The organism is Shewanella sp. SP2S2-4, from assembly GCF_031932025.1.
GTDB classification, from domain to species: domain Bacteria; phylum Pseudomonadota; class Gammaproteobacteria; order Enterobacterales; family Shewanellaceae; genus Shewanella; species Shewanella baltica.
The window spans coordinates 12,557-38,789 of sequence record NZ_JAUOER010000006.1; the positions used below are offsets into that span (position 1 = coordinate 12,557).

Annotated in this window: 16 protein-coding genes and 2 riboswitches; of the genes, 4 read left to right on the forward strand and 12 right to left on the reverse strand. The window is 46.0% G+C overall.

From position 1 onward, the window contains the following. Positions 1–71: 71 nt before the first annotated feature. The 6 genes from cobU to Q4Q54_RS06715 form a co-directional block, all read right to left on the reverse strand. A complete protein-coding gene (gene cobU / locus Q4Q54_RS06690) occupies positions 72–692 on the reverse strand; it encodes a bifunctional adenosylcobinamide kinase/adenosylcobinamide-phosphate guanylyltransferase (RefSeq protein WP_071940151.1) in 621 nt (206 codons plus the stop codon). Next, positions 689–1,477, reverse strand: a complete 789-nt coding sequence (locus Q4Q54_RS06695; protein WP_006082834.1) for an adenosylcobinamide-GDP ribazoletransferase — start codon at positions 1,475–1,477, stop codon at positions 689–691. The genes cobU and Q4Q54_RS06695 overlap by 4 nt, the downstream gene beginning before the upstream one ends. Positions 1,478–1,583: 106 nt before the next feature. Beyond that, complete coding sequence (cobT, locus tag Q4Q54_RS06700; RefSeq protein WP_011847602.1) at positions 1,584–2,666, reverse strand: nicotinate-nucleotide--dimethylbenzimidazole phosphoribosyltransferase; 1,083 nt, start codon at positions 2,664–2,666, stop codon at positions 1,584–1,586. 165 nt (positions 2,667–2,831) lie between these two features. Further along, positions 2,832–3,989 (reverse strand): FecCD family ABC transporter permease, encoded by a 1,158-nt coding sequence (locus Q4Q54_RS06705; protein WP_014620827.1) that lies wholly within the window; start codon positions 3,987–3,989, stop codon positions 2,832–2,834. Continuing rightward, entirely contained in the window at positions 3,958–4,851 is an 894-nt protein-coding gene (locus tag Q4Q54_RS06710) for an ABC transporter ATP-binding protein (protein WP_311988027.1), read from the reverse strand. The genes Q4Q54_RS06705 and Q4Q54_RS06710 overlap by 32 nt, the downstream gene beginning before the upstream one ends. A 99-nt stretch (positions 4,852–4,950) precedes the next feature. Continuing rightward, positions 4,951–5,117: riboswitch (cobalamin riboswitch) on the reverse strand. Positions 5,118–5,320: 203 nt separating this feature from the next. Further along, complete coding sequence (locus tag Q4Q54_RS06715) at positions 5,321–6,052, reverse strand: histidine phosphatase family protein (RefSeq protein WP_311988028.1); 732 nt, start codon at positions 6,050–6,052, stop codon at positions 5,321–5,323. Between the two features lie 479 nt (positions 6,053–6,531). Here Q4Q54_RS06715 and metH point away from each other — a divergent pair, with 479 nt between their 5' ends. Then, positions 6,532–10,266, forward strand: coding sequence for a methionine synthase (gene metH, locus Q4Q54_RS06720; protein ID WP_311988029.1), 3,735 nt, complete (start codon positions 6,532–6,534; stop codon positions 10,264–10,266). Positions 10,267–11,123: 857 nt separating this feature from the next. Here the strand turns inward: metH and Q4Q54_RS06725 are convergent. From Q4Q54_RS06725 to Q4Q54_RS06750, 6 genes are all read right to left on the reverse strand, one after another. After that, a complete protein-coding gene (locus Q4Q54_RS06725; RefSeq protein ID WP_311988030.1) occupies positions 11,124–11,555 on the reverse strand; it encodes a hypothetical protein in 432 nt (143 codons plus the stop codon). A gap of 31 nt (positions 11,556–11,586) precedes the next feature. Continuing rightward, positions 11,587–13,521, reverse strand: a complete 1,935-nt coding sequence (locus Q4Q54_RS06730) for an AAA family ATPase (protein WP_311988031.1) — start codon at positions 13,519–13,521, stop codon at positions 11,587–11,589. A 73-nt stretch (positions 13,522–13,594) separates the two neighbouring features. Then, positions 13,595–14,017, reverse strand: coding sequence for a hypothetical protein (locus tag Q4Q54_RS06735; RefSeq protein WP_311988032.1), 423 nt, complete (start codon positions 14,015–14,017; stop codon positions 13,595–13,597). Positions 14,018–14,267: 250 nt separating this feature from the next. Next, positions 14,268–17,132, reverse strand: coding sequence for a thrombospondin type 3 repeat-containing protein (locus Q4Q54_RS06740; protein WP_311988033.1), 2,865 nt, complete (start codon positions 17,130–17,132; stop codon positions 14,268–14,270). 822 nt (positions 17,133–17,954) lie between these two features. Next, entirely contained in the window at positions 17,955–19,535 is a 1,581-nt protein-coding gene (locus tag Q4Q54_RS06745) for a Na+/H+ antiporter NhaC family protein (protein WP_311988034.1), read from the reverse strand. A gap of 83 nt (positions 19,536–19,618) precedes the next feature. Further along, positions 19,619–19,790, reverse strand: a riboswitch (Lysine riboswitch). Positions 19,791–19,930: 140 nt separating this feature from the next. Beyond that, complete coding sequence (locus Q4Q54_RS06750; RefSeq protein WP_311988035.1) at positions 19,931–20,911, reverse strand: dienelactone hydrolase family protein; 981 nt, start codon at positions 20,909–20,911, stop codon at positions 19,931–19,933. A 224-nt stretch (positions 20,912–21,135) separates the two neighbouring features. Between Q4Q54_RS06750 and Q4Q54_RS06755 the strand changes: the two genes are divergently transcribed. From Q4Q54_RS06755 to Q4Q54_RS06765, 3 genes are all read left to right on the forward strand, one after another. Next, on the forward strand, positions 21,136–22,083 hold the full coding sequence (locus Q4Q54_RS06755; RefSeq protein WP_311988036.1) for a LysR substrate-binding domain-containing protein: 948 nt from the start codon (positions 21,136–21,138) through the stop codon (positions 22,081–22,083). A gap of 280 nt (positions 22,084–22,363) precedes the next feature. Continuing rightward, positions 22,364–23,572 carry a NupC/NupG family nucleoside CNT transporter gene (locus tag Q4Q54_RS06760; protein WP_006085893.1) on the forward strand — a complete coding sequence of 403 codons (1,209 nt, stop codon included), beginning with the start codon at positions 22,364–22,366 and terminating at the stop codon, positions 23,570–23,572. Between the two features lie 351 nt (positions 23,573–23,923). Beyond that, positions 23,924–26,221, forward strand: coding sequence for a hypothetical protein (locus Q4Q54_RS06765; protein ID WP_311988037.1), 2,298 nt, complete (start codon positions 23,924–23,926; stop codon positions 26,219–26,221). The last annotated feature ends 12 nt before the right edge of the window (positions 26,222–26,233 follow it).

A 26,233-nucleotide genomic window follows, 5' to 3' on the forward strand; every position in this document is an offset into this window, starting at 1 on the left:
GTTAAAAACTTATTCTAGTTTGCAGGGATAAAGATAAAAGTTCAGTCTCAACATCACTTAACTGAGTTAGATTAAAGTGGTTTGAGTGCCAAGGGTAAACCCGCGACCACTAAGGTGACATTGTCAGCTAAGGCGGCAACGGCTTGGTTTAACCAGCCCGCTTCATCGACAAATTGTCGGCTCAACTCGCCTAAGGGCACAATACCTGAGCCCACTTCGTTACTGATCAACACCACCACACCTTCAAGCTCGGCAAGGGAATCCACAAAAGCGGTTTTCTCTGCCTGCCAACTCGCCAAAGCTTCATCGTTAGAGGTTGAACTGGCAGACGGTATAAAGTCTGTCGCATTCCACTCTGTCGGCGCGGGGTCATCATCAATCCTGGCGCTGGATGCGAGTAATTGATTGGTCAACCAAAGGGTTAAACAGTCCACTAAAATCACTCGCCCAGGTTTTGCTAAGCGCTTTAACAGTGCCGTAAGGGCGAGCGACTCTTCAAACAATTGCCATTCGATACCATCGTCCGTTCGTCCCGCTTGATGTTTGGCGATACGGGTCGCCATTTCATCATCCAGCGCCTGCGCCGTGGCCACATAGCAGGCATCGAAGCCTAGCGCAGTGTACTGGCGCACTAAGGCTTCACCGTAGCGACTCTTACCGCTACGGGCGCCGCCTAGGACGAGGTGGATCACAGTATGTTACCTACAACGAGCAATACAAAATAACACACGATTTCTGCTATTTGCTGCGCCGCGCCTAAGGTATCACCCGTGTAACCGCCAATCTGGCGTCTAAAGATCACTATGATCAAACGGCGCAGTCCTATCATCACTAACAGCAATGACAATGCCGCTAACCCCTTGAGGAATAACAGCACTAATACGCCGCTGGCGATCAGGATAAGCAGCTCATTAATGCCTTGATGTTGCGATAGCGGCTTAGACTTACTGGTCTCGTCATCGCGGACATATTTTTCACTAAAGATAATACTGGCTGATACCACGCGGCTGACTGTGTGCGCGACGATAAGTGCCGAGCCCGCGACCACAGGATCGTACAGCGCCAACTCGACTAACAACTGCCATTTCAGCAGCAGGGCCAACATCAACGCCAGTGCGCCATAACTGCCAAGGCGCGAGTCCTTCATGATCCGTAGCTTGTCTTCCGCCGTCCAACCACCGCCAAAACCGTCGAAGGTATCGGCTAGGCCATCCTCGTGAAATCCGCCCGTGAGCAAGACGCCAACCAACATAGCTAACAGCACAGAGACGCCGGCGGGGAGCCAGTTCTGCGTCAGCCAAAATACAATGGCACTTAACAGGCCGACCAAAAGACCGACGAGACCGAAATAACGGCTGGCCTTATTCAACTTATCGCTATCGACTTCGACCCATTTAGGCATAGGAATGCGGGTAAAATAGCCCATGGCAACTAAAAACAAATCTATCTCTTTGTGCCAGCTTTCGCGTTCTGACATAAAGCATCCTTAGTGAATTAACACTTGCTGCAAGGTTTAAGATTAAAACGGTTGGCTAAAAAGTTATTATTTTAAATAAGTAAAATAAGCGACTTAGCAGAGCACATCATACAACAGCCTCAATCCCCGCATCACTAAAACTCGCCATTTGATTGTAAAAATTTACTGAGGCTTGAATAAGCGGCAACGCCAAGGCTGCGCCCGTACCTTCGCCTAATCTCAGCCCGAGTGATAATAAAGGTTTCGCCTGCAAAAATTCTAACATCCGCTTATGGCCTTGCTCGTCTGACTGGTGGGCGAAAATCAAATAATCGCGCACATTGGGGGCAATTTGCACCGCGACTAATGCCGCAGCAGTAGCGATAAAACCGTCCACAACCACCAGCATTTTGCGCTCGGCGGCGGCTAACATCGCGCCCGTCATCTGCACAATTTCAAAACCTCCTAGGCAAGCTAACACTGACTTTGGCCCAGTTAAGGCGCTTTGATGCAGCAATAACGCCAGCTCAATCAGCATGAGTTTACGTTCTAAGGTTTCACTATTAATGCCAGTGCCTCGGCCGACACAATCAATCACATCAAGCTGCATGATCGCCGCCATAATGGCTGCCGCAGCCGAGGTATTGCCTATGCCCATTTCGCCAAAGGCGACTAAGTTACAACCTGCTTGATGGTGACGTTCAATCAAATCGCGCGCCATCGCAAAGCCTTTATCGACGGTTTCCAGCGCCATCGCGGGCTCTAAATGAATCGCCCCTGTGCCCGCGCCAAGACGCTGATCGATAATGCCTTCAACCCCTTCGACTGGCGTTAAAATACCGCAATCGATCACTTCGAGCGTAAAGCCCACCTGCCGACAAAAAACGTTAATCGCCGCGCCGCCATGGGCAAAGTTTTGCACCATTTGGCGCGTCACTTCGCTAGGGGCAATCGACACGCCTTCTGCGGCAATACCATGATCACCCGCAAACACTAACATGGTTGGCTGGACTATTTTGAGCACAGTATTTTGTGGCTGATCCGTTTGTTGTGAATCAGTCGCTTGCACGCGGGCAATCTGTAAGGCTAAGGATTCGAGCTGACCTAAGGCGCCGGGCGGCTTAGTCTTAAGATCAATTTTCTGCTGGATCAATGGATCCTGCGTTTTACTCACAGGGCTGATTTGAAAAGACACGGCTGACTGAGACATCCACACTCCACTTATTATCTTAAATAACCACAACGCATCCTGCGTCTATGACTAACATGTCCAATTTTGCATTTCCAATCGCGGGGCAGATATCAACAAAAATGCTGATTATCTCGCCAGTCTGCGCTTGCTAGATGACTCTAGGATTACGTTCTGACTAAGTGCTTACGCCATGACTCTGCGTTTACGCAAAATCAGCAAAAAGAACATGCTACCTATGGCCGCTGTGATAATGCCCACAGGCAACTCTTGATTGCCCAACAAACAGCGCGCCAGCACATCAATCCACACCATAAATAATCCGCCCACCAGCGCCGTTAATAGAATCGGCTGACGACCGGGAAACAGCATGCGCACTGTGTGGGGGATCATCAAACCGACAAAGCCAATCCCGCCGCAGGTGGCGACCAAAATCGCGGTAATCAAGGAGCAGAGCAGCAACATATTGAGTCGCAACTTAGGCACATTCACCCCTAAGGTATGCGCCGTTTCATCCCCCGCTTGCAACGCCATGATCTGCCGTTTCATGCCTAAAATAATGAACAAACTCGCGCCAATCACCAGTGTCGGCAGCACTAATAAGGACCAACTGGCCTTGGCAAAACTGCCTAAACTCCAAAACAAAACAGAAGCCGTCGCCTGCGGACTGGCGAAATACAGCAGCAGACTCGTTAGCGCGCCGAACATAAAGGAGGTCGCCACGCCTGAGAGCAACATGCGCTCCACTTGGCTATTGAGCCCAAGGCCAGACAAGGCCAGCACTATCAGTACCGACAAACTGGCGCCAATAAAAGCGCCGAAGGGCAAGCTAAACCAAAGCAAACCCGACAAGGCGCCCGAGCCACTAAAAATCCCCGAGTTCGCCGCCATGCCCGCATTTTCAAAAAATCCAGAGCCCGTGAATAACGTCAACATCACCACGGCGCCAAAGGACGCGCCAGAGCTAATGCCAAACAGATAAGGGTCGGCCAGCGGATTGCGGGTCACGGTTTGCAGCACACTACCCGCCAAGGACAAACCCGCACCCGCCACAAAGGCCAGCAAAATACGCGGCAGTCTGAGCTCCATCACGATGCGCTCCGTCATGCCATTGGCTTGAGTGAGGCTGGCCATTTTATTGATAAACACTTGGATAACATCCATAAAGCTGATGTTCGCCGCGCCAAAACTCGTGGCGGCAATGGGGGTTATCAAAGTGATTATGCCTAATGCGACCAGCATCAGTTGTTGTCTCGTCAAAGGTGTCACGATACGCCCCAAATGTGAGATGAAATGCTGTTTACTCCCTGAATCATCCGCCCTCGCCTCGCTCAGCCAAAGCATCAGCCATGTTGTGCGTCGAATCATGGTAGCCATAGAAGTAGCTGATTAAGGGCTTTTTATGTTGTGGATGGGTCGACACCTGAGCGCACACGCCGAACACATCGCCAATTCGCGCCTCGGTTAATACCTCTGTTGGTGTGCCCAAAGCGCTGACTTCACCGTTATGGATCAACAACAAACTGTCGCACAGAGCGCTGGCTAAATTAAGATCGTGAATAGAGGCAATCACGCTGATGCCAAGGCTACGCACTAATTCGAGGATTTGGATTTGATAACGCACATCGAGGTGATTGGTAGGCTCGTCGAGGATCAGCAGTTGCGGCTGCTGCACTATGGCACGGGCGATCAAGGCACGCTGCTTTTCACCGCCGGATAAGTGCTCGTACTGTTGATGCATCTTATGACTCAGGCCGACTTTCTCTAATGCCTTGGCGATGCGTTCGCCATCACAACTCGAATTGGTATCGAACATGCCCTTATGCGGCGTTAAGCCCATGCTGACCAATTGCTCTGTGGTTAGGTCAAAATAGTGCGGCGTGTCTTGTTGCACTACAGCGACACGGCAAGCAAACGCCTTGGGTGATAAACGCTCTATATCTTGATCAAACAGGGTAATTTTGCCCTGAGTCGGGCGAACAAACCGATACAAACAGCGTAGCAAGCTAGACTTACCCGCACCGTTAGGGCCAATCAAACCCAACATCTGCCCCGTTGGCAGCGCAAAGTTAATATTGGAAAGAATGGTTTTGCCATCGATGCACCAGCTTAACTGGCTGACATCGAGCGCGACCGTCTGGCTCGCTGACGGGCGAGTGTCGCTGTCATTCAAAGCATGGCTCGTTTGGATGGCAGAGAGTTTCACCAAAGTGGTGCTCCTAGCGAGTCCAAACCTGAATTAAAAAAGGTTGTGCACATTGTCATCGGCTCCCTCGAGTCACCCGCTCGAGAACTAAGGCTGCACGCAGCGATAACAGAAATAGGCAGGTCTCCTGACTCGTCACTTTTTGTATTGAAAACAATATAAAAAGTCACTCACAGTTGCGGGCACAGTTCGGGCTGACTGACAAGCAGCTCCCCGATTCCCTATTATGTTGAGATTGATTTCAAGCCTTTGCAGCGTGTCTCGGCAATAGTTGCCACAGAACACCCTCGCACCACTCAAAACTCCCAACACCTATTTCTGTGACGTCATCCGATACACTGCCACCAGCCTTGCAAGACCGTGTGCGTCGGGGACGTCAGGAAAAAGCATTATCCTATATTTACCTTAATAGGCAATCGACAATCACGCTGGTAAGACAAGAAAAATCTTCACCTTAGGGCAACGCGGATCACTCGCAGCGCCCGCTCGGCCAATCTAAACGCCAGTAACAAACGCCGTGCTCATCCTGCAGCACAGTAATGCTCACCACGGCCGCCACGGGTAAATCGAGTTGACTGTAAAATCCCACTGCCCGTTCAACCCCAAGGGCGCGCGCCATTAGGTGACGGATCACCCCGCCGTGGGTCACGACCCATACCTTGGCAGCCAGCTCCCCCGTACTCAAGCCCTTACCCACGCTAGCGCCCGTAACCTGCTCGGCGTTATCTGAGTCGATAATCAACCGTTTAAACTCGGCGGCGAGTATCTGGTCAATTGCGCCATTCACCCGCGACTCGAAGCTTGCCATAGTTTCCCCATTGGGCGGCGGTGTTTGCCAAGGGTTTTGCCAATAGGCCGCTAAACGTTCGCCCTCTTGCTGATACAGCTCATCGAGTCGACAACCGTCCCAATCGCCAAAATCAATTTCCTGTAAACCCGACAAAAACTGCGCCTGCAATGGCCTTGACTCTGATACCAACGCCGCCGTCGAATGCAGCTCGGCGGCAAAGGCTTGGGCAAATTCGCCGCAGCGGCGTGAAGTCGAACTGTAAATCGCGCTACAGGTACTTGCCTGCGCCTCAACCGCTGCCGACATTTGCTGCCAACCCTGTTCGCTTAAAGGCACATCCACACGGCCGCGTAAAATGGCGCCGCCTTCACACTCGCCGTGGCGTAACAATAACAATCGAACTTGTTTCATCGTATTCCTATGTCTATCACTCGTGGCACATTTTGTTGAAAGCCCACATTAGACCCGTCGTCCTATATACTCAATTACGCCTTAGCCCAACAACTAGCTCTACAACTAGCCCTAAAAAACGAGCCGTTAAACTGGGTGAAAAGTGCTGATAGGACTCAATTGTCGTCAGTCAATTTTGACCTTGCCCTGACAATCATAAGTCGCGTATTATGGACGTCTATACGTTTAAATGTCCAAAACTAAACTCTAACAATGAATAACTAAAACGAGTAGTCAAATATCGACCGAGCAGAATGGAATGCACTTAGCCTAACTAAGTTAGTGATCTAAGTTCGCTAAATAAGTTAGCTAATTTAGATCACTCACTAAGGTCGATAACGAGAGCCGATATCTGGACTGCACAACACGCTTTACCCTGCACTTAGCATAACAAGGGTCGATGCTTGGACTTAACTTAGCTGTATTTAAGGTAATTATTTATGACGATACCCTCTACCAAAGCCGGCCAGATATTGGCAGACATTCGTAAACAGCTTGCTGAGCGCATTCTAATCTTAGACGGTGCCATGGGCACTATGATCCAAGACCACAAGCTCGAAGAAGAGGATTATCGCGGCGAACGCTTTAAAGATTGGCACACTGACGTCAAAGGCAACAACGATTTATTGGTATTGTCGCAACCCCACATCATCAAAAAAATTCACACCGACTACTTAAACGCCGGTGCCGACATCATTGAAACCAACACCTTTAATGCTACGACTATCGCCATGGCCGACTATGACATGCAGTCGTTGTCCGCCGAAATTAACTTAGCCGGTGCCCGTCTTGCCCGTGAAGCCTGTGATGAAGTGTTTGCTGCCACAGGCATTCCACGTTACGTCGCTGGTGTGTTAGGCCCCACTAACCGTACGTGTTCGATCAGCCCCGATGTGAACGACCCTGGCTATCGCAATGTCAGCTTCGATGAGTTAGTGAGCGCTTACCGAGAATCCACTAAGGCGCTGATTGAAGGCGGCGCGGATATCATTATGGTCGAGACCATATTTGATACCTTAAACGCCAAGGCCGCACTGTTTGCGATTGAATCGGTATTTGATGACTTATTTGGTCAGCATTCTAAAGACAGATTACCGATCATGATTTCGGGCACCATTACCGATGCCTCAGGCCGCACCCTTACCGGCCAAACCACCGAAGCTTTTTATAATTCCCTGCGCCATATCAAGCCGTTATCTATCGGTCTTAACTGTGCACTCGGGCCAAAAGAGCTGCGCCCGTACGTCGAAGAATTATCCCGTATAGCCGAATGTTATGTGTCGGCGCATCCGAACGCGGGCCTGCCGAACGAGTTTGGCGGCTATGATGAAACCCCAGAGGACATGGCGAACGTGATTGAAGATTGGGCGCGCGAAGGCATGCTCAATATTATCGGTGGTTGCTGTGGTAGTACGCCTGAACATATCCGCGTTATTCGCGAAGCGGTCGACAGACATAACCCGCGCGTCTTGCCCAATATCCCCGTAGCCTGCCGCTTAGCCGGTTTGGAACCACTGACTATCGATGCCCAATCCTTGTTCGTTAACGTGGGTGAGCGCACCAACGTCACAGGTTCGGCCAAATTTTTAAAGCTGATCAAAGACGGTAAGTTTGAGCAAGCGCTCGATGTGGCCCGCGAGCAAGTCGAAAGCGGCGCGCAGATCATCGACATCAACATGGACGAAGGCATGCTCGATGGCGCCGAGATCATGCACAAGTTTTTAAACTTGATTGCCTCAGAGCCCGACATCAGCCGCGTGCCGATTATGATCGACTCCTCTAAGTGGGAAGTGATCGAAGCTGGCCTCAAATGCATTCAAGGCAAGGGCATAGTTAACTCGATTTCCCTTAAAGAAGGCGAAGCCAAGTTTATTGAGCAAGCAACACTGGTGAAACGCTACGGCGCGGCGGCCATTATCATGGCGTTCGATGAGCAAGGTCAGGCCGATACTAAGGCACGTAAAATCGAAATCTGTACCCGCGCCTATCGGGTTCTGGTCGATAAGGTCGGCTTTCCGCCAGAAGACATCATCTTCGACCCGAACATTTTTGCCATCGCCACGGGTATCGATGAACACGACAACTATGCCGTCGATTTTATTGATGCCATTAAAGCGATTAAAGCCACCCTGCCCCACGCAATGATTTCGGGCGGCGTATCGAATGTGTCGTTCTCGTTCCGCGGTAATAACCCAGTGCGCGAAGCGATTCACGCCGTATTCCTGTACCATGCCATCAAAGTCGGCATGGACATGGGCATTGTCAACGCGGGCCAGTTAGCCATTTACGACGATATCGATCCTGAGCTTAAAGTACGGGTCGAAAACGTGGTGCTTAACTTGCCCTGCCCAGTCGAAGGCTCAAGCAATACCGAGCAGTTACTTGAAATCGCGGAGAAATTCCGCGGTGATGGCGCACAGGTGGGTAAAAAAGAAGATTTAGAATGGCGCAGCTGGCCGGTGAGCCAACGCTTATCCCATGCGCTAGTGAAAGGCATTACCGAATTTATCGATGAAGATACCGAAGCGGCGCGCCAAGAAGCGAAACGTCCACTGGATGTGATTGAAGGCGCCTTGATGGACGGCATGAACGTGGTCGGTGACTTGTTCGGCTCGGGCAAGATGTTCCTGCCGCAGGTGGTGAAATCGGCGCGGGTGATGAAAAAAGCCGTGGCTTACTTAAACCCCTATATCGAGCTGGAAAAGGTCGAAGGCCAATCTAACGGCAAGATTTTGATGGTGACGGTAAAAGGCGACGTGCATGATATCGGCAAAAATATTGTCGGCGTGGTGCTCGCCTGTAACGGTTTTGAGGTATTCGATTTAGGTGTGATGGTGTCGGTGGAGCGAATTCTCGACGCAGTGAAAGAACACAATATCGATATCATCGGCATGTCGGGCCTTATCACGCCGAGTCTGGATGAGATGGTGCATAATGTGAAAACTTTCCACCGCGAAGGCTTAACCATTCCGGCGATTATCGGCGGCGCCACTTGCTCGAAAATCCACACAGCGGTAAAAATTGCGCCCCATTATCCCCATGGCGCCATTTACATCGCCGATGCGTCCCGCGCCGTGCCTATGGTGAGTAAACTCATCAACAACGAGACTCGCCAAGCGACCATAGACGAAACCTATGCCGAATACGACGACATGCGCACCAAGCGTTTGTCCCAAGCCAAGCGCAAAGAGATAGTGTCACTCGAAGCGGCCCGTGATAACCGCTGCCAACACGATTGGGCCAACTACACCCCATTCACGCCAAACGTGCTCGGGCGCCAAGTATTTGATAATTATCCGTTAGAAGATTTAGTTGAGCGTATCGACTGGACACCGTTTTTCCGCTCGTGGGAATTGCACGGGCATTACCCCGAAATCCTCACCGATAAAGTGGTCGGTGAAGAAGCGCAAAAGCTGTTCGCCGATGGTCAGACCATGCTCAAGCAAATCATCGAAGAAAAGTGGCTCACGGCGAAAGCGGTTATTGGCTTATTCCCTGCCAATACCGTCAATTACGACGACATTGAGCTGTATACCGATGAGTCGCGCACCACAGTTGAAATGACCACACATCACCTGCGGATGCAGCTTGAGCGTGTCGGCAACGATAACTTCTGTCTATCTGACTTTGTTGCACCAAAAGACTCTGGCGTCGCCGATTACATGGGCGGCTTTGCGGTAACCACAGGCCACGGCATAGACGAACATGTGGCGCGTTTTGAAGCCAACCACGACGACTACAACGCCATCATGCTCAAATGCTTAGCCGACCGTTTGGCCGAAGCCTTTGCCGAGCGGATGCACGAACGGGTACGTAAAGAGTTTTGGGGTTATGCGGCCGACGAGCAGTTAAGCAACGAAGCCTTAATCCGCGAGAAATACAAAGGCATACGCCCCGCACCCGGTTACCCAGCTTGCCCAGATCACACAGAAAAAGGCTTGTTATGGGACTTGCTCAAGCCCGATGAAACTATCGACTTGAACATCACCGAAAGCTACGCCATGTTCCCCACAGCGGCAGTATCGGGCTGGTATTTCGCCCACCCGAAATCGCGCTACTTTGGCGTGAGTAACATAGGCCGCGATCAAGTGGAAGATTATGCCAAGCGTAAAGGGATGAGCATTGCGGAAACGGAGAAGTGGCTGGCGCCAGTGTTGGATTATGATCCCGAGTGATTGGGATCTGCAATCACCCGCAGGGCTTAAACTTTCAAACTTCGTTTGAATTAAGCGTTAAAGTCGTGGGGCTTCACCCCACACCCGACCAAGGAGGACTGCTCGTCCTATCCTCCTTGGATTCTCCAAGACGCCCCTAGCGAAGTTACATGCATTAGTGACTGGCTTCGTGCTTATTCGAAAATCGCTAACGCTTCCGATGGGGCGTCCCTTCCCCCCGAAAGCTACGCAGACGTCCTGTCTGCGTCACGCTATTTTCTTCAACGCTCTTCAGCAACTTCGCAGGGGATCGGTGAACTTCTGTGGCATTAGAGTTAACTTTTCGCATTGAAAGAGTTATGCCAACTACACACGCCTTATTGTCCTCAACTTACCAATTTATATAGTAGACTCGAGCTTATCATTGATACTTTTATAAACTAAATATAAGTGTATCAACTCAACCAAAGCTAAATTAACTATTACGACAGTGAAATATTGAAGATGACACATAGCCCATAAGTTAAATAAAAAGAAAACTTCTATAAGTCGAAATTTAGACCATTTAAAGTAATTTGACGGATAATCTTTACCTATAAGCATAGGTAACAGTTTCAAATTAAAAGTGACTGCAATAGCAATATACACACAGAGCATGCTAAGTAACGAAAATAATAACTTGAAGCTAAAAATATTCATCTGCATAAAAATCGATTCAGACTTAAATTCAACCAAAAAATCAACAGCAAGGCCGATAACAAGTGTCAAAGCAAGCACTATGCTCATACCCAAAAAACTAATTTTTTTCATAAAAAACTCTTAAATCATCCCTAAAATAAATCAATAAACACAGTCAGCGAAACGTCTTGAAAGTGAAGTTAATCAAATAAATTCAATCTCTTATACTTTTTCACAAGTATATTAAAAACAAAGAACAAGGTCAGAAACATGAGTGTTTTTACAAAGATATCGATAAAACGTAATGGACTCATCCCGCCAGCTAATAACACATCGAAAACAGGCAGTGATGGCAGCACAACAAATGTAAAAAATGAAGTACCTAACACAGAGTAAATAAAATACCTTGGATACCCAACTCGATTAATAATCAAAGCACATGCTAAAGAAAATATGATCATCAGTGGAAGATGTATCCAAAAGCAAAATACAACCATCCCCAAGTTTTCACTTAATGCTTTTACATTGAAAGATAACAGTAAATCCCACCACCATTTGCTATCGACAGACAACCCACTTCCATGCATAAATATCGACACAGCTATGCCGAAGATAATCACTAAAAACTTCAATTTACCTCCAATTTAAAATTCCGGTAAGATGTCAATCCAAAAAAAAGTCTTTCATATCATTGACCCAATTAGGGACTTTACGATGTACATCTAATTCGCAGTATTTTTTTGCGAATTTAACCTTCATTCCAATCTGATCGAAAAATTCATCTAGAGAAGCTAATTCAGAGATTCTAAAGTCAAATGCAATTCCAGAAACAAGTTCATTTTCAAAGCCAATGCAACTATCAACAACATTTTCAAGAAGCCCTTTGTGACCTGTAGAGCAGTAATATTCCAACACTTCTTTAAATATTTCTGAATTTAAAACATTTTCAATTTCTGTAGGTGGAAAATGGGAATTATCAGATGCTTTTAAAAGCTCAACAGCTTTGCTCACACTGTTTATTTGCATTCTCCTCAATCTAAGATTCTTCATCGAATCTTTTGAAGAATAACCCTCGAATTTTTTATCTGTATCAAGAAGAAAGTAAACTTTACCATTAATATCGCTTCGTTCATCCTCTAGTGCCAAATATATATATTCATAAACTTTCTTAACATACTTACTTCCCCCAACAGAAAGAATGTTAAAACCTTCACCTTCCAAGAAGTGATTTAAATATATTTTATCTGAAGCGCCTTCACAGATAATCCATCGTTTATTACTACGAGTAATTGACGATATAACAGACTGAACAAAGTCATTAACACTTTTAAGCTCAATATTACTCGGCATTTTTCCTTGAGTTTCATTACGTATTAATCTGACATCCTCTCTGAATCTTGATAAATTAATCAAAAAAGAAACTCTATTATCTTCCGAGTCCGCAATATAAACAGCATTACCAGACGATACTGATGGGAAAAATCCGTACCAATGAGTTGAGATAAGTGTTTGCACTCGATTTTTTGATATTTCCTCTAATTTTTCAAACTGCTCAAAACAAGCTGAAGTATGAAGAGATACCTCTGGCTCATCCATAGCAATAACAACCGTTTTATTGTGTAAATCTCTTCCTGAATTTAAAATAAATGCTCTAGCTAAATCAATAATTGCTTTGCGTTTCTCGCCTGAACTAAAATTATATATCGGAGTAAGTTCAGAGTTAGACCTTAAATTTAGAACTTTTGACTCAAAATATGTCTCGATTATTTTTGATGTTAGATGAGTCAAATTGAATAAAGTCTGCATTTTAGCAGGTTTTTTATATTCATACTTTTCTAAATAGACCTCTACTTTTCTAAGGAACTCATCTAAGCCACTGTTTATATCTTTAATAACTCCTTCATCAATGCAATCTTTAATTATTAAATCAACAGAAGTCCCCATTAAAGATTGAATAGTTTTCCCTTCTATTTTTGTATAAGTATCATAATCTATTTCTGACGGTGTATAAATATACTCAAATTCATCCTTTACGTAAGAGTAAATCTCATCCAAAACAGAGCTTAAATCAACATTATGTTCATTAAACAAATCATCTGAGAATGATTGTATCGAGTCAAAAACACCTAATGTAAGCTCAGTATTACTACTAGATATCTTTTTAAATCCACAAGGAAATAAAAAATACTCATCATCACACCTTGAATTATGTAATTTCAAGGCATTAATCTGCTTAACTAATTGAGCAACAATGTGCTTATGGGTATTGTGCGCATCACCTTCTTCAATTTGCCACATTATATCGCTAATTGTTGATAAGTACTTATAAACGTTTCTGTTTTTATTTATCTTAGCCTTTTCAACAATGAAGATAGGACAAATGTTTGGCTCTCTATCAAACCCACTTTTAAGAATAGAGTGGTTATAATTCCACTCTGACATTGGTCTATTAAAGAAAGTATCTAAAGCCTCTAATATAGAGCTTTTACCAACTCCATTATCGCCGATAAATGCAGTAAAGTAATCACCAGTTGAAATAGGGACGTAATTCCAACCTCGATATATTTTAAAATTCCGTAAAAAAATTGAAAATATCAAAGTAACCCCTTTTTTAAAATAGTAAGCAGAATTAAACCCGCCAAAATCAACTGCTCATTTAGTGTATATAACTTTATTGTGGCAGTACTAATTCTCCTGAATCATACGCCCTATCAAATTCTGCTTTTGCATCAGCTTTGTGGTTGATGCAGTTGACCATGTGTTCGTCGGACTTAAAGTTTTTACAGTCTTCGGGGACTAGATAATACTTGCGCCATGCTTCGGCTTTACGTAGTCGCGCGGCCTCGTTTTGCTTGGCTAGTCTGGATTTTTCAGCCGCATTTTGTTGTAACTCTTGCTGAATCTGATACTCAGCAAGCTGGCGATCTTTCGCTGCCTGCTGGCGAGCTAGTTCCGTTTGCTTTTGTTGCATAGCAAACTCATTAAGCCCTTGTGTCAGGCGGTATTCGACATAACTCAAATAGCCAATTCGCACTAACAAAGTGACTAAGCCTGCTAACAATATCCCTAAAGTAATTTGTAAAACTGATTTCATCCCTAACTTCCAAAGTCCATTACTATTCTGAATTGTTATTTTTTAATCAGAGAACATAAATGCTAAGGGCTACACCCAAATTGGCATTGTTGCACCAGTGACGTTGTGAAAAATGGGAAGGTCATAGTAATACTGACCTCCCATTCCGGTGCTTACATCCCAGCGGCTAAATAGCTATATGTACCTATTTAGCAAACTTACTCCCATTGTTTAACAATTAGAGCTTTAATGATTAAATAATGTAGCACAATCAGTTTAATCTAAACTCTATTGCACCAATATCAATAACTTTTGTTCCATTATTATCACCGTCAATTGGTCTTGCTACACCATATAGATCGACATCTACTTTCAAGGGCGCACCTGCATCGATTGCTGGTGAGTTACTAAAAGGATATCCATTACTATCAAGCAAAGGATCAGCAAAAAGAGTATTCACCTCAACTTGTTTATCCTGCATATCTATATACAAGCTCTTAACTTCATTGACTAAATTGTTATTCAAGCTAATGCTAGATTCTGGAGTAAAACTATACAAAGTACTAGCATACGAAGCATTATCAATTAACGATCTAGATTTTGAAACGATATTGTTATCGATTGATATTTTATAATATGGCTCATCAACCCCATGATAAATAAGCTTCACCACAGATTCCAAACCCAAAAAGGTATTATTATAAACTTCTAACTCAGAAGACATACTCGCCCTTAGAAGCTGACATCCGAAATCTAAATTAGGCATATCCAAAAGATTACCAAAATATATATTATTAACTAATACAACCTTACTTTTCTGAGCAATAGCATAATTACCACTTTCAATCATAGGGCAATGGTAATCATCATCTAAATTGCTAGATATATAGCCTGTATCGAGAGCCTTGCCAAACAAAATATTTTGTTCGAAAAACATCACTCCGCTATTTAAAACATACACTGAACTGAGGTTACTTGGTGTACCATCAAATAAGTTACGTGTAATAGCACCACCAACATCACCCACCTTCATATAGTGGTTTGCCAATGTAAAACCATTTACACTACTGTTTTTATCAATAATGAAACTGGGTTGCAAAAATGAAGTTTTACCACTATAAAGCTTAGCCTCTTTTGATTTAGCCTCTAATATCACTTTCTTTTTAGATAAATCTACATCACCAATGTAAATTCCCGCTGGAACATTAATCTTTCCACCATCGACTGCCGTGTCAACCTGCTTTTGCAGCGCTTCCGTAGATTGGCCAATCACTATCGGAAACGGTATCGAAGATAAAGTAAGCTCACCAGTTGAAGCGCTGTAAACATTAAATACTAACTTTCCTTCACCTTGCTCCTTCCCCTTCATTGCAAGTGTAAAGCTATAAACCTGTTGGTAATTTTTGAAAATAATTTCGTTTCCAACCAAACAATCATAATGCTCAAAATTATTATAATCATTTACGCACTCAGCACTTAACACTGTCACATTCTCAGGTATTTCGAGTCGAATTTTGTTGCCAACCACTGGGTCAAATCCACCAAATTTAGATTCTTGTTGGTGAATGTTAAACCCTAACGTTTGTGGACTCCCAACTAACCCCATCATGTACTCTTGACGGTTCTCAATACTCATTCGATAAGAGACATCAACAGCATGTCTTGCAACATCAATCGATGCTTGATTATTCGATAAGTTCTCGTCATAACCAAGATGCTGTATTTTTGCAGTGATAACACTCTTAATCTCTGATACATTCGCTGTCTCAGCATTTAAATAGATCTCTTGAACAGCTTTATGTCCAGGGGATATATTATCCCATTTACAGGTCAGTTCGAGTCGATTATCTGATAAAGAACAAAAATTAGAATGAGTATAACTATCGCTATCAAAATAAATCGGAAGAGATGTTGAATAGGCCATCAACACTGTTCCGCTGTCAGTTGATTTTACATCATTTTCGACTTCAGCTTTTACTATAATCTTTTTAGAATAGCCTTGAGTTTCATGGGATAAGGTAACTCCGAGATCAGCAATTTTAGGAAGTATTTTTTTATCGCGAGGATGGCCAAAAGATAAGAACTCTTGCAAATTAGTAAAACCATCACCATCTAAATCTTGAGTTGCATCCAAAGCCGATGTTGGATTTAAACCAAAAGCCAACTCCCAACCATCAGTCATTCCATCGTTATCCGTATCCTCAAATGAGGTCATTATGGAAGGTTTATAGTATTCCTTTAAAAAAACATATTCTTTATCTATCATGCCACTATGTAGCATGATTTTATAATAGGTATAGTTAGAGGTTACGTTTCCTCTCAACTCATTATAAAATTCAACTGAAAATGTAGCTTGACTACTGTTACTTCCCCTAACAACAAACTCACCACTTTCTTCATAGGCATGCACCATAGTGTTAAGTTTAAATAATTTATTGGTTTGTACATCCCAGAATCCCAAGGATGAATCGAATACGCGACCTTGTATCCTAAAACCATCATTTCCACATAAAACCATCTCATTACCAGTTCTAATAAATTTAAAATTTGAAAATAAGATTTGTTTTTTATTATTTACATCTGAAAACATTAAATTATATGTTGCTTCAGTTTTTGCACAAGTTAAGTCCTGTTCTACATATTGTGCAGTACCAGCAAGTAAACTGTGACCTAAAGTACCTTTTACATCAACATCCTCAAAAATCACGGTACTATCAATAAGTAATCCATCAGTGGAAAATCGGTTTGCTCTAACAGTAGCTTTACCGTTAGTAGTCATGCCATCTTCAACGCAATTAGTGAAAGCAATATTTTTTTCTTTATCTGAACTTCCATTCGACACTTTAATCGTTCCACCACCAGAACAAGTCGAACCTAGTTCACCGTTTTGATCATTATAGTCCGGTAATAATTCAGGGATGAGTGTAAAGATGTACTTGTACACTTGGCCTAATGTTTCTGTATTCAATGGAGCTGCAGACTCAATGCCTGCATATTGGTCTTTAATATTGATAAATTTAGACAATGGATCTTTGGTGACAGGAGGTGGTGTTGGAGTTGGAGTTTCTGCTGAAGAATCTCCGCCACCACATGCGGAAAGACATAAACATAAAAGGAGTACAAGTGCACATTTCATATCATAACATCCATTCGATTGATTTTATTAAGTAATTTAAAATGTTCGGATAGGTATAACTTTTATTTGTTTACAACTGACAACGAGGTTACAGAAGTTCACCATCCCCTCGGAGTTGCCGCAGGGCGAATAGGCAAATTGCGTGAGTCTCGCCATGGATGGCGAGCTAGCTTTCGCAGGTGCAGGGATGCATCCTTCGGAAGCGATAGCAAATTTGGCAATGAGCCCAAGGGGCTTTCAACTCCGTTGGGGCGTCATGGAGCATCCAAGGAGGATAGGACGAGCAGTCCTCCTTGGTCGGGTGTGGGTTGAAGACCCACGACCTTGATTCACCTCGGCCGCTAGGCCGCAAAATTACCAGTTCACAACTTTGTGAAACGGCAAATTGTGAACCGACAAAGCTTCCCCATTGCTACCGCACTTCGCCAACATCTGTCAGCCAAGCCATCACTCAAAACAAGGTTGCACCAGCTCAAAACGCCCACTGCTGAACATTGAGCACAATGCCAATAAGCACTGTGGCAACAAGCATAAGTGCCAAAGCATATTCACCAATTTACAGGAGGAGTTGGGTATCTAAGAAAGAGAAAAGACACATCGTCCTGATGCAAGTGACTCGAATCGCGAGTACGCGATTAAAGCTCATCCTTGTTAAAAACCTAAGATAGCGACATAGCGTACACTTGTCTATAACTTTAGCATTACAAATTAGATAGTTAAGTGATGACTTACATACATTTACTTGAATGGATGCAGGCTTACTCAAGCCCACAAAAAACGAAGGGGCCCGTGGGCCCCTGGTTGATAGCGTATAAAAGTGCCTTATGCCGTGGCTAATAGAGGCTGATTTTTCGTTTTACGCAGATGATAGGCAGTGAAGAGCACAAACCACAGGGCGCTTACGGCGAATCCGGCTAAGGTTGAATGCATAATCCCCATGGCCAAATAGCCTAAGGTGGCACCAAAGGCGATAGCTAACGCATAGGGTAGCAGGGTCATCACATGGTTAATATGGTGGCAGCCTGCACCCGTAGCCGACAAAATACTGGTACTCGAAATCGGCGAGCTATGATCGCCAAACACTGAACCTGCGAGCACTGCGGCAAGCATAGGCAGCATTAACGCGATATCGCTGGCTGCGGCCATGTCACCAGCCAGTGGCAACATAATACCAAAGGTGCCCCAACTGGTTCCGGTGGCAAATGCCATGGCGCAGGACAACACAAACACCACCGCAGGCAACACTTCAATTGGCAAGTTACCGTTGGCAAGGGAGGCCAGATATTTGCCTGTCTCAACATCGCGGACAACCGCGCCAATCGCCCATGCAAATAGCAAGATATTGATCGCAGGTAGCATGGCCATCACGCCTTGCGGCGCGGCTTTAAGCCAATTTTTAGCGCCCAATTTTAACCGCAGCGCAAGCAGAATTGACACCGCCAAGCTGCACAGGGCGCCATACACTAGCGAGGAGCCCACATTGGTGTTTTCAAAGGAGCCAAGTACGCTAAATGGCAGCCCTTTTTCATCCAACACTGCCGCACCAGAAGAAATCATAAAATACACGGTCGCGCCTGTGAGGGTTAGGATCGGCAATACCATATCGATCATGCCACCGTTACTTTCTTCAGGGCTTTCCATATCTAAGCCGATTGGACGTGCCTTAGACGGATCCCAAAGCTTCCCCTCCAGCGCCCATGCTTCATGCTTACGCATCGGGCCGATATCCATTTGAAACGCGATCACCACCAGCACCATTAACAGGGTAAACACGGCATACAGATTCATCGGGATCATCTCAACAAAGGCTGAGATTGGGCTTTGCTCTGTGATGCCGTGGGCGGCCATAATGCCACCGATAAGCGCGATAATATAAGCGCCCCAAGAAGAGATTGGCATCAGCACGCACACGGGCGCGGCGGTAGAATCTAACAGATAAGCCAGTTTGGCGCGGGAGATTTGAAAGCGATCGGTCACCGGACGGCAAATGGCGCCAACCGACAAACTATGAAAAAAGTCGTCAATAAAAAACGCAAACACCATCACGCCTGTTAAGCCTTTTGCGCCGCGACGGGTCTTAGCGCGCTTAGCCGCCCACTCGGCAAAGGCGCGGGTGGCGCCGGAAACCGTCATCAGACTAATGAGTCCGCCAAGCAGCAACATAAATAGCAACATATTGATATTGTCGCGATTAAGTGCGCCATCGACCCAAAAAATCTTCAGCACGGTATTGAACATATAGTGCAATGAATCAAGGGGAGAAAACTGATTGAGTAACAAACTGCCGGCCACAATCCCTACGCCAAGGGATAACAGTACGCGGCGAGTGATGATCGCCAAGGCGACGGCTAACAAAGGGGGAAGCACTGACCAACCGGAGTCAGCAAAATGACTAATGTCCATGATCTCTTTTCACCCAAAAACGGGTGGAGATCTACCGAGAGGATAAAGAAACAAAACCTATGGGGAGGTTATACTCCCCCGCCCCTTCAGGTAGCGCTCCATAGTGGATGACTATGGCAGTCTTGCACCTATTTGATGCAAAACCAGCAGCTCGGTTTGATGACCTGGCTACTTCGGCGCTGACTCCTTTCCTTGTACATCTGCGGCATCACCCTCCGCACAAGTAGTCATAGGCAGCGCGCCTCTACTTAAAGGTATTCGAGCGGGCATTCTAGCGAGATGGGAACTGATAGCAAGTATTTTGATCCCACTCGCGTATAAAACAACGAGTCCCCTACAATTTGGCAACGGAAGAAACATCAGCTTTCCAAGCGTTGCAATAGTGCAAAATGGGCTTATACGAGTATATGTTTACCAAAAAAATCTAAGGTTCTTGTCCATGCCAACTCGGCGGTGGCTTTATCGTATCGTCCTGTAGAGTCGTTATGGAAACCGTGATTCACATTCGGGTAAAGATAGGCGACATAATCGGCTTTATTGGTTTTTAGCTGAGTTTCGTACTCGGCCCAAGTGTCATTAACCCGCTGATCCAATCCAGCAAACTGCAACATTAGCGGCCCTTTCACGCGGCTACGCAGCTCTGCAGCTGCTGGCGTGCCATAGAAAGGTACGCCAGCATTGAGTTCATCGGGAATCGTCGCGGCCAGCATATTGACGATATAGCCGCCAAAGCAAAAACCCACGGCACCGAGTTTGCCATTGCTCTGGGGATGGGATTTTAAAAACTGCGCGGCGGCAATAAAGTCCTGCTCGATTTTGGCTCTGTCTAAACTGCTTTGCATGGCGCGGCCCGCATCATCATTGCCGGGATAACCACCAAGGGAATAAAGTGCATCGGGGGCGAAGGCGATATAACCCTGCGCCGCTAATCGTCGAGCCACATCTTCGATATAGGGATTTAGGCCACGGTTCTCGTGCACCACTAATACCACGGCGGCTTTTTTAGTGGGATCTAAAGTCTTGGGCTCACCAGCGGCACTGCCCGCGAGCAATAATTCATTGGGTATCACTAAGTAGCCACGCCCTTCACCGTAACCATTGGGCGAGGGAAATTTAACATAGCTGGCTTGAATACTCGGGTCGTTAAAGGACACTTGTTCGGCAAGGGCATAGTTCGGCATGAGTGCGCCCGTGAGCGTTGTCAGGGTAAACCCTAGCGCCACCAGTCCTGCGAGCCGCCCCATAAACTCACGGCGGTCGATAATGCCGTGGGCATATTCGTCATACCAGTCAAAGGCTTCCTGCGGTATCGGTTGTACTTTCTGAACACTCATCTGGCTTGTTTCTGCTACGGCTTGCTTGTCTTGCTGTGTCATCGATATTCCTCCGTTGAACAAGCTAACCACAGGTAACCGTCTTCCCTAGCTTGTGGGTATTAAGATTTAACTCAAGAGTAAAGGAAGTATCGCACTTAGGGCAACTGACTTTAACGTGTGCTGTTTTGTAAGCTTGGTTTGAAATAACACACGATTGGCACAAACGGCTGTCGGTTAAGGCTAGGCTAGCTTAAAATAGCGATTTAGATTCTAGAGGGCTTGGCGTGATACAACATAGAGCTAGTCAGATGGTGATATTTCACACTCTGGTGACCAGTGGCAGTTTTACCCAAGCGGCAGCTAAGTTAAAAACCTCGACCTCCTATGTCAGCAAGCAAATTGGCGCGTTGGAAGCTGAGCTGAACTTGCTGTTAGTGCAACGCACCACGCGCACCTTAGTGTTAACTGATGCGGGCCAGCAATTTGCGCGTTATTGTGAGCAAGTGTTTGAAGCAACGCAAAATGCCGATGCCATGATGCTGGATGCCCGTGACGACATTAGCGGCACGATTCGCCTCGGTTCTTCCCAATCCTTTGGCACCTTACACATCATCCCCGCGCTGGAAGTGTTGCAGGAAAAATATCCCGAATTACGATTTGAGCTAAGCCTGTTCGACCATAAGGCCGATATGCTAGAAGAAGGTCTCGATCTGTGGATCACTAACCATGAACAGCTGAACGAAGGCTATATCGCCCAGCATCTCGCCGAGACTAACTTTGTGGTGGTCGCCTCCCCCGATTATTTGCTCAAGCACGGCGTGCCACACCATCCACGGGAGTTAGCTCAGCACAATTGTGTTATCTATCAAAGTAAAAGCCGTAATTATGATCGCTGGAGTTTTGCTAAGGATGACATTGAGCAAACCGTCAATGTCGCGGGCAATTACCGTGTCGACTTAGCCGAAGCCGTGCGTAATGCCGTGATTGCCGGGCGAGGCATAGGCTATGTGGCCACGTATTTACTCAGTGATGAATTTCAAAGCGGCAAGCTCATTCAACTCTTACCCGATTGGAAACCGCTGCAACAGATGCCCGTTTACGTGGTTTACCCAAGGCGGCGCCATTTACCGACTAAGTACAAAGTGATTATCGAATGTTTAAAGTCCCATATCGGCCACCCGCCCTACTGGGATAAAAAGCTCAAACCTTGGTTAGGTAAGACTGTCACCTAAGCTACTGCCACTTAAGCTGCATTTCAAACCTGCACTGACTACTGCACCAGCCTAAAGTCGTCTGTGGCGTGATTTCGATTATTGCCGCAGACACAAATATTATTTCCTCTGGGCAACAGTAGCCGAAATTTATTTTATTCTCCTTCATAAACAGCAAGTTAAACTGTTGCTATTTTCAACACTTTTATCGTAACAGCCCAGTAACGCCCTCGACTTGCCCTTACGCTGACTCGGCCTACAATGCGCGACTTCTTCTATCACTCAAAAGAATAAACCCATTATGACCGCGATATTAGGCATGATTAGCATCTTGTTTTTTGCTTGGTTACTGTCAGTGAACCGCAAGAACATTCCCTACCGCACTGTGATTTTAGCCCTAGGCCTACAAATTATATTTGCCCTGTTAGTGCTCTACGTCCCTGCGGGTAAGGCCGTATTGCAATCTGTTACTGCGGGCGTGTCGAGCGTGATAGCCTATGGCAACGAAGGGATTGGTTTCCTGTTTGGCGATCTCGCCACGGGTAAAGTCGGCTTCGTATTTGCGATCAATGTGTTAGGTATCATCATCTTCTTCTCGGCGCTGATTTCTGCCTTATACCATATTGGGTTAATGCCTAAGGTGATCAACATTATTGGTGGTGGTCTGCAGCGTTTACTGGGCACGGGCCGCGCTGAGTCTTTATCTGCCACGGCGAACATCTTCGTCGGCATGATTGAAGCGCCGCTGGTGATCAAACCTTATTTAAAGCACATGAGCGATTCGCAATTCTTTGCGGTAATGAGCTGTGGTTTAGCCTCAGTTGCGGGCGGCACTTTAGTCGGATATGCCGCTTTAGGTGTCGACCTTAACTATTTGATTGCCGCCGCCTTTATGTCTGCGCCCGCGGGTCTCTTGATGGCTAAAATCCTTATGCCGCCTAGCGAAAACGATAAAAACAGCTCAGATGAAATCACCTCAGTCGAACTGCCACGCGCCACCAATGTGGTTGAAGCCTTAGCCGATGGCGCTATGTCTGGCATGCGGATCTCAGTCGGGATTGGTGCCACTCTGCTAGCTTTTGTCAGCGTTATCGCCCTGTTGAACGGCATGTTAGGCGCTGTGGGTGAATGGTTCGGTTACCAGTTAAGCTTCGAATTTTTACTCGGTTATCTGTTCGCCCCTATGGCGTGGCTGCTGGGTATTCCTTGGCATGAAGCCATTACTGCGGGCTCACTGATTGGCCAAAAAATCGTGGTGAATGAGTTCGTGGCCTTTATCCAGTTAATGAAAGTCGAAGACCAACTGAGCGCCCATTCTCAGGCCGTAGTCACCTTTGCCCTGTGTGGTTTTGCGAACATTTCAACCATGGCAATTTTGATCGGTGGACTGGGTAGCATGGTGCCAGAGCGCCGTGAGTTTATCGCCCGTAATGGTTTTCGCGCCATTGCCGCTGGCGTATTCGCTAACCTCATGAGTGCGGCCATTGCCAGCGTGATCCTCTCGCTGTAGCTTGTTTTCGATAACAGCTTTCTGTCCTCGAGTATCAATCACTGATCTCGAGCATCGAAATAGAAACAGCGGATCCCAGCGTAAACCCAAATCAAGCACGCCTTGGTTTGGGTTTTGCTTTATCCCCCGCTTAATTATCCGCTTAAGCTCGTCTTTACTGCCGCAAGGCTGACCTAAACCTCGTCGCAAACAAAATAAGCACGGACAGTCTCTTTACCTTGCTTGCTCGCCTTTTAAGCTCACATTTTGATGACGTCGTTTTATTGCCTCAGATAGTTTTTGTGTATAATGTCGCCAAATCAAGATTAATACATTTACATTTCAATAACATGCGTAGCCAAGGGAGCACAAATGGCCACAGGGAAATACAAGGCAGTTCACGCCGCAATCGCACTGACAGTGGCAAGTATCACACTCTTATTAACCGCCTGCGATGACTCAACGACGTCCTCAGAATCGGTTACGACGAATATACCCGCAGATCGCGAGTATCAGATTATTTCTACCATAAGCCTCAACGATGGTTTCGAAACTCGCAAAGTGTTGCAGGCACGATTACTGCTGGATTACCAATTACAAGATGTAGAGGGTAAGGCGGCCAGCTTGACCACACCGTTAACCCATAACGCCCGCTTTTTTATCCAACCTAACCTGTTGCAAATTAGCGATTATGGCATGCCGATCCCGGTGAGCAATATTGACCCCAAAGGCAAGTCCAATGAGATCTTTCAGTTGGTTAAAGATGGCTTTAATGTGGAATTTAGTAATGGTGAAGTCCGCGAACTGACCCCCATTGCCAAGATGGATCAAAAAGATATCAAGGAGTTATTTGAGCGCTGGCAAAATCTTAATAACTTGTTTAAACAAGTCCCAACCTTGCCTGTGGCGCTTGAGCCTAGCGTCGGTTATAGCATCAACGCCCCCATGGATGCGCGCTTAACTTGGACGGTTGAGCAGGTCAGTGAAGATAAGTTGATCGCTGTTTTACAAGGGGAGAAAGACAAGTATAAGGCCTATGGCAAGTTCGAAGTTAACCGCAAAACCGGTTGGTTAGAGAGCATGGCGTTTTTTCAACGGGAAGAGCGCCAAGGGCGTACCTTTACCCACCGAGCCGTGATGACGCCTAAGGAGAGGCCGTATATCATGAGCACGCTTTGGCATGCCGATGATAGCTTTGATGCTGAGCGCGATAGGGATGATAGGCAAAAGGAGCTATACCGCATTAGCGATATACCGCAGGAATATCGCCCCAATAATGAGGCATTTATAAAATCCTTATTACCTGATCAACAAGGTATTTTAGATAATCTTGGCCCTTGGGGCACTGATACCCCTGAAGATCTGCAATTGCGCTTTGTCCACAATATGAGTCCGCAATATGTGGAAGCCGATGTGCGTTATGAAGACTTAACCGCCTATGACGCAAACGGCAAACCGATTGACATTCACTTCTGGCAGCATGGCCAAGGTTGGGCGAGGAATTATAATCCCTCGATTGAGTCTGCAACCGATATTATTGCTACGGGTTGGGATAACACCGCGAATAAACTCAAACAGATAGACCATATTACTGCCAAGCTAACACTTATCCCACAGACGAATAAGATAATCGAAAAGTCGTGGGATGAACTGCTGGCAACACCTTACAGGGTTGGCGATGCCAGCCTAACAATCCAAGTGCTCGATGCCGAGGCGAAACTCTTTAAAGTCGTGTCAAAGCAGAGTGAGGATCAGAGTATTAATCTGCCTTTCCAACAATTTAAAGGCATGATGGCTGAGGCCCGTCGCGAAGGTAATTATCCCTCTTGGCTAACGGCGACGGAAAAGGAACTGCTAGAGCAATTGATTGGAGCCGATGAGAGCCATCACCTCACCAGCAACACACTGTTACTCAAGCTGGATGAAATTCCTAAAACCCTGATGTTAATTGAGCAACAACCCCAGCCGGAGTTGACTCAAACCAAAACGATCCGCTTTGTACAATTTAGCGACTACAACAAAAATCTGGCGAATCCTCCCACCGAGTTTGGCAACGCTGGCCTAGGTAGCTTTATCAATCCGGCGCTAGATGCTGCAAAAAATGAGTTCAATACGATCCAAGGGATAAAACCTGTAACTGACAATGGTCATAATCTGTATATTCCCATGTCAGCTGCCTTGGCAAGCGCCTGCAAACCTGAAATAGATCAAAGCTTTAATGAGGGTAAAAATCCCGTCACTTGGCAGTTTGATCCCAACGCCCCAAACGGGGCAGCCTATAGTTTGATGACCCCAGACCGCGTGCGGCAGTTTTTCTACGATAAACAGATCAAGGGCAAGATCCATTGCCAAGGTGATATTCACTGGCAGCCTTTAGAACTGGCTGTAACCGACCGCCCTTGGTTAATCGATTTAGCGTCTTGGCTGACGCAAACCGGATATGGCAATGAGCCAAGTAGCGATCTTAAAAATTACTTTAAGGTCGAAGATGCCCAAGGCAATCTGTTAAGCATTCGACTCCCCGAAAATACTGAGCAGCGGATAAACGAGGTGCTGGTCGATGGCCGTTATTTGAGTATTGCAGGACCCGCCGCCAAGGTGAGTTATATGACTATCTCTAAAGACCCCGTCAATATCCCCTATGAATTCACCTTTAAACCTTTGCCATAAAAAGGAGCGGTT

Coding starts and splice junctions, on each gene's coding strand:
- Q4Q54_RS06695 (WP_006082834.1), bottom strand. CDS start 1,477: ATGTCAGAACGCGAAAGCTGGCACAAAGAGATAGATTTGTTTTTAGTT.
- cobT (WP_011847602.1), bottom strand. CDS start 2,666: ATGTCTCAGTCAGCCGTGTCTTTTCAAATCAGCCCTGTGAGTAAAACG.
- Q4Q54_RS06705 (WP_014620827.1), bottom strand. CDS start 3,989: ATGCTTTGGCTGAGCGAGGCGAGGGCGGATGATTCAGGGAGTAAACAG.
- Q4Q54_RS06715 (WP_311988028.1), bottom strand. CDS start 6,052: ATGAAACAAGTTCGATTGTTATTGTTACGCCACGGCGAGTGTGAAGGC.
- metH (WP_311988029.1), top strand. CDS start 6,532: ATGACGATACCCTCTACCAAAGCCGGCCAGATATTGGCAGACATTCGT.
- Q4Q54_RS06735 (WP_311988032.1), bottom strand. CDS start 14,017: ATGAAATCAGTTTTACAAATTACTTTAGGGATATTGTTAGCAGGCTTA.
- Q4Q54_RS06740 (WP_311988033.1), bottom strand. CDS start 17,132: ATGAAATGTGCACTTGTACTCCTTTTATGTTTATGTCTTTCCGCATGT.
- Q4Q54_RS06745 (WP_311988034.1), bottom strand. CDS start 19,535: ATGGACATTAGTCATTTTGCTGACTCCGGTTGGTCAGTGCTTCCCCCT.
- Q4Q54_RS06750 (WP_311988035.1), bottom strand. CDS start 20,911: ATGACACAGCAAGACAAGCAAGCCGTAGCAGAAACAAGCCAGATGAGT.
- Q4Q54_RS06760 (WP_006085893.1), top strand. CDS start 22,364: ATGACCGCGATATTAGGCATGATTAGCATCTTGTTTTTTGCTTGGTTA.
- Q4Q54_RS06765 (WP_311988037.1), top strand. CDS start 23,924: ATGGCCACAGGGAAATACAAGGCAGTTCACGCCGCAATCGCACTGACA.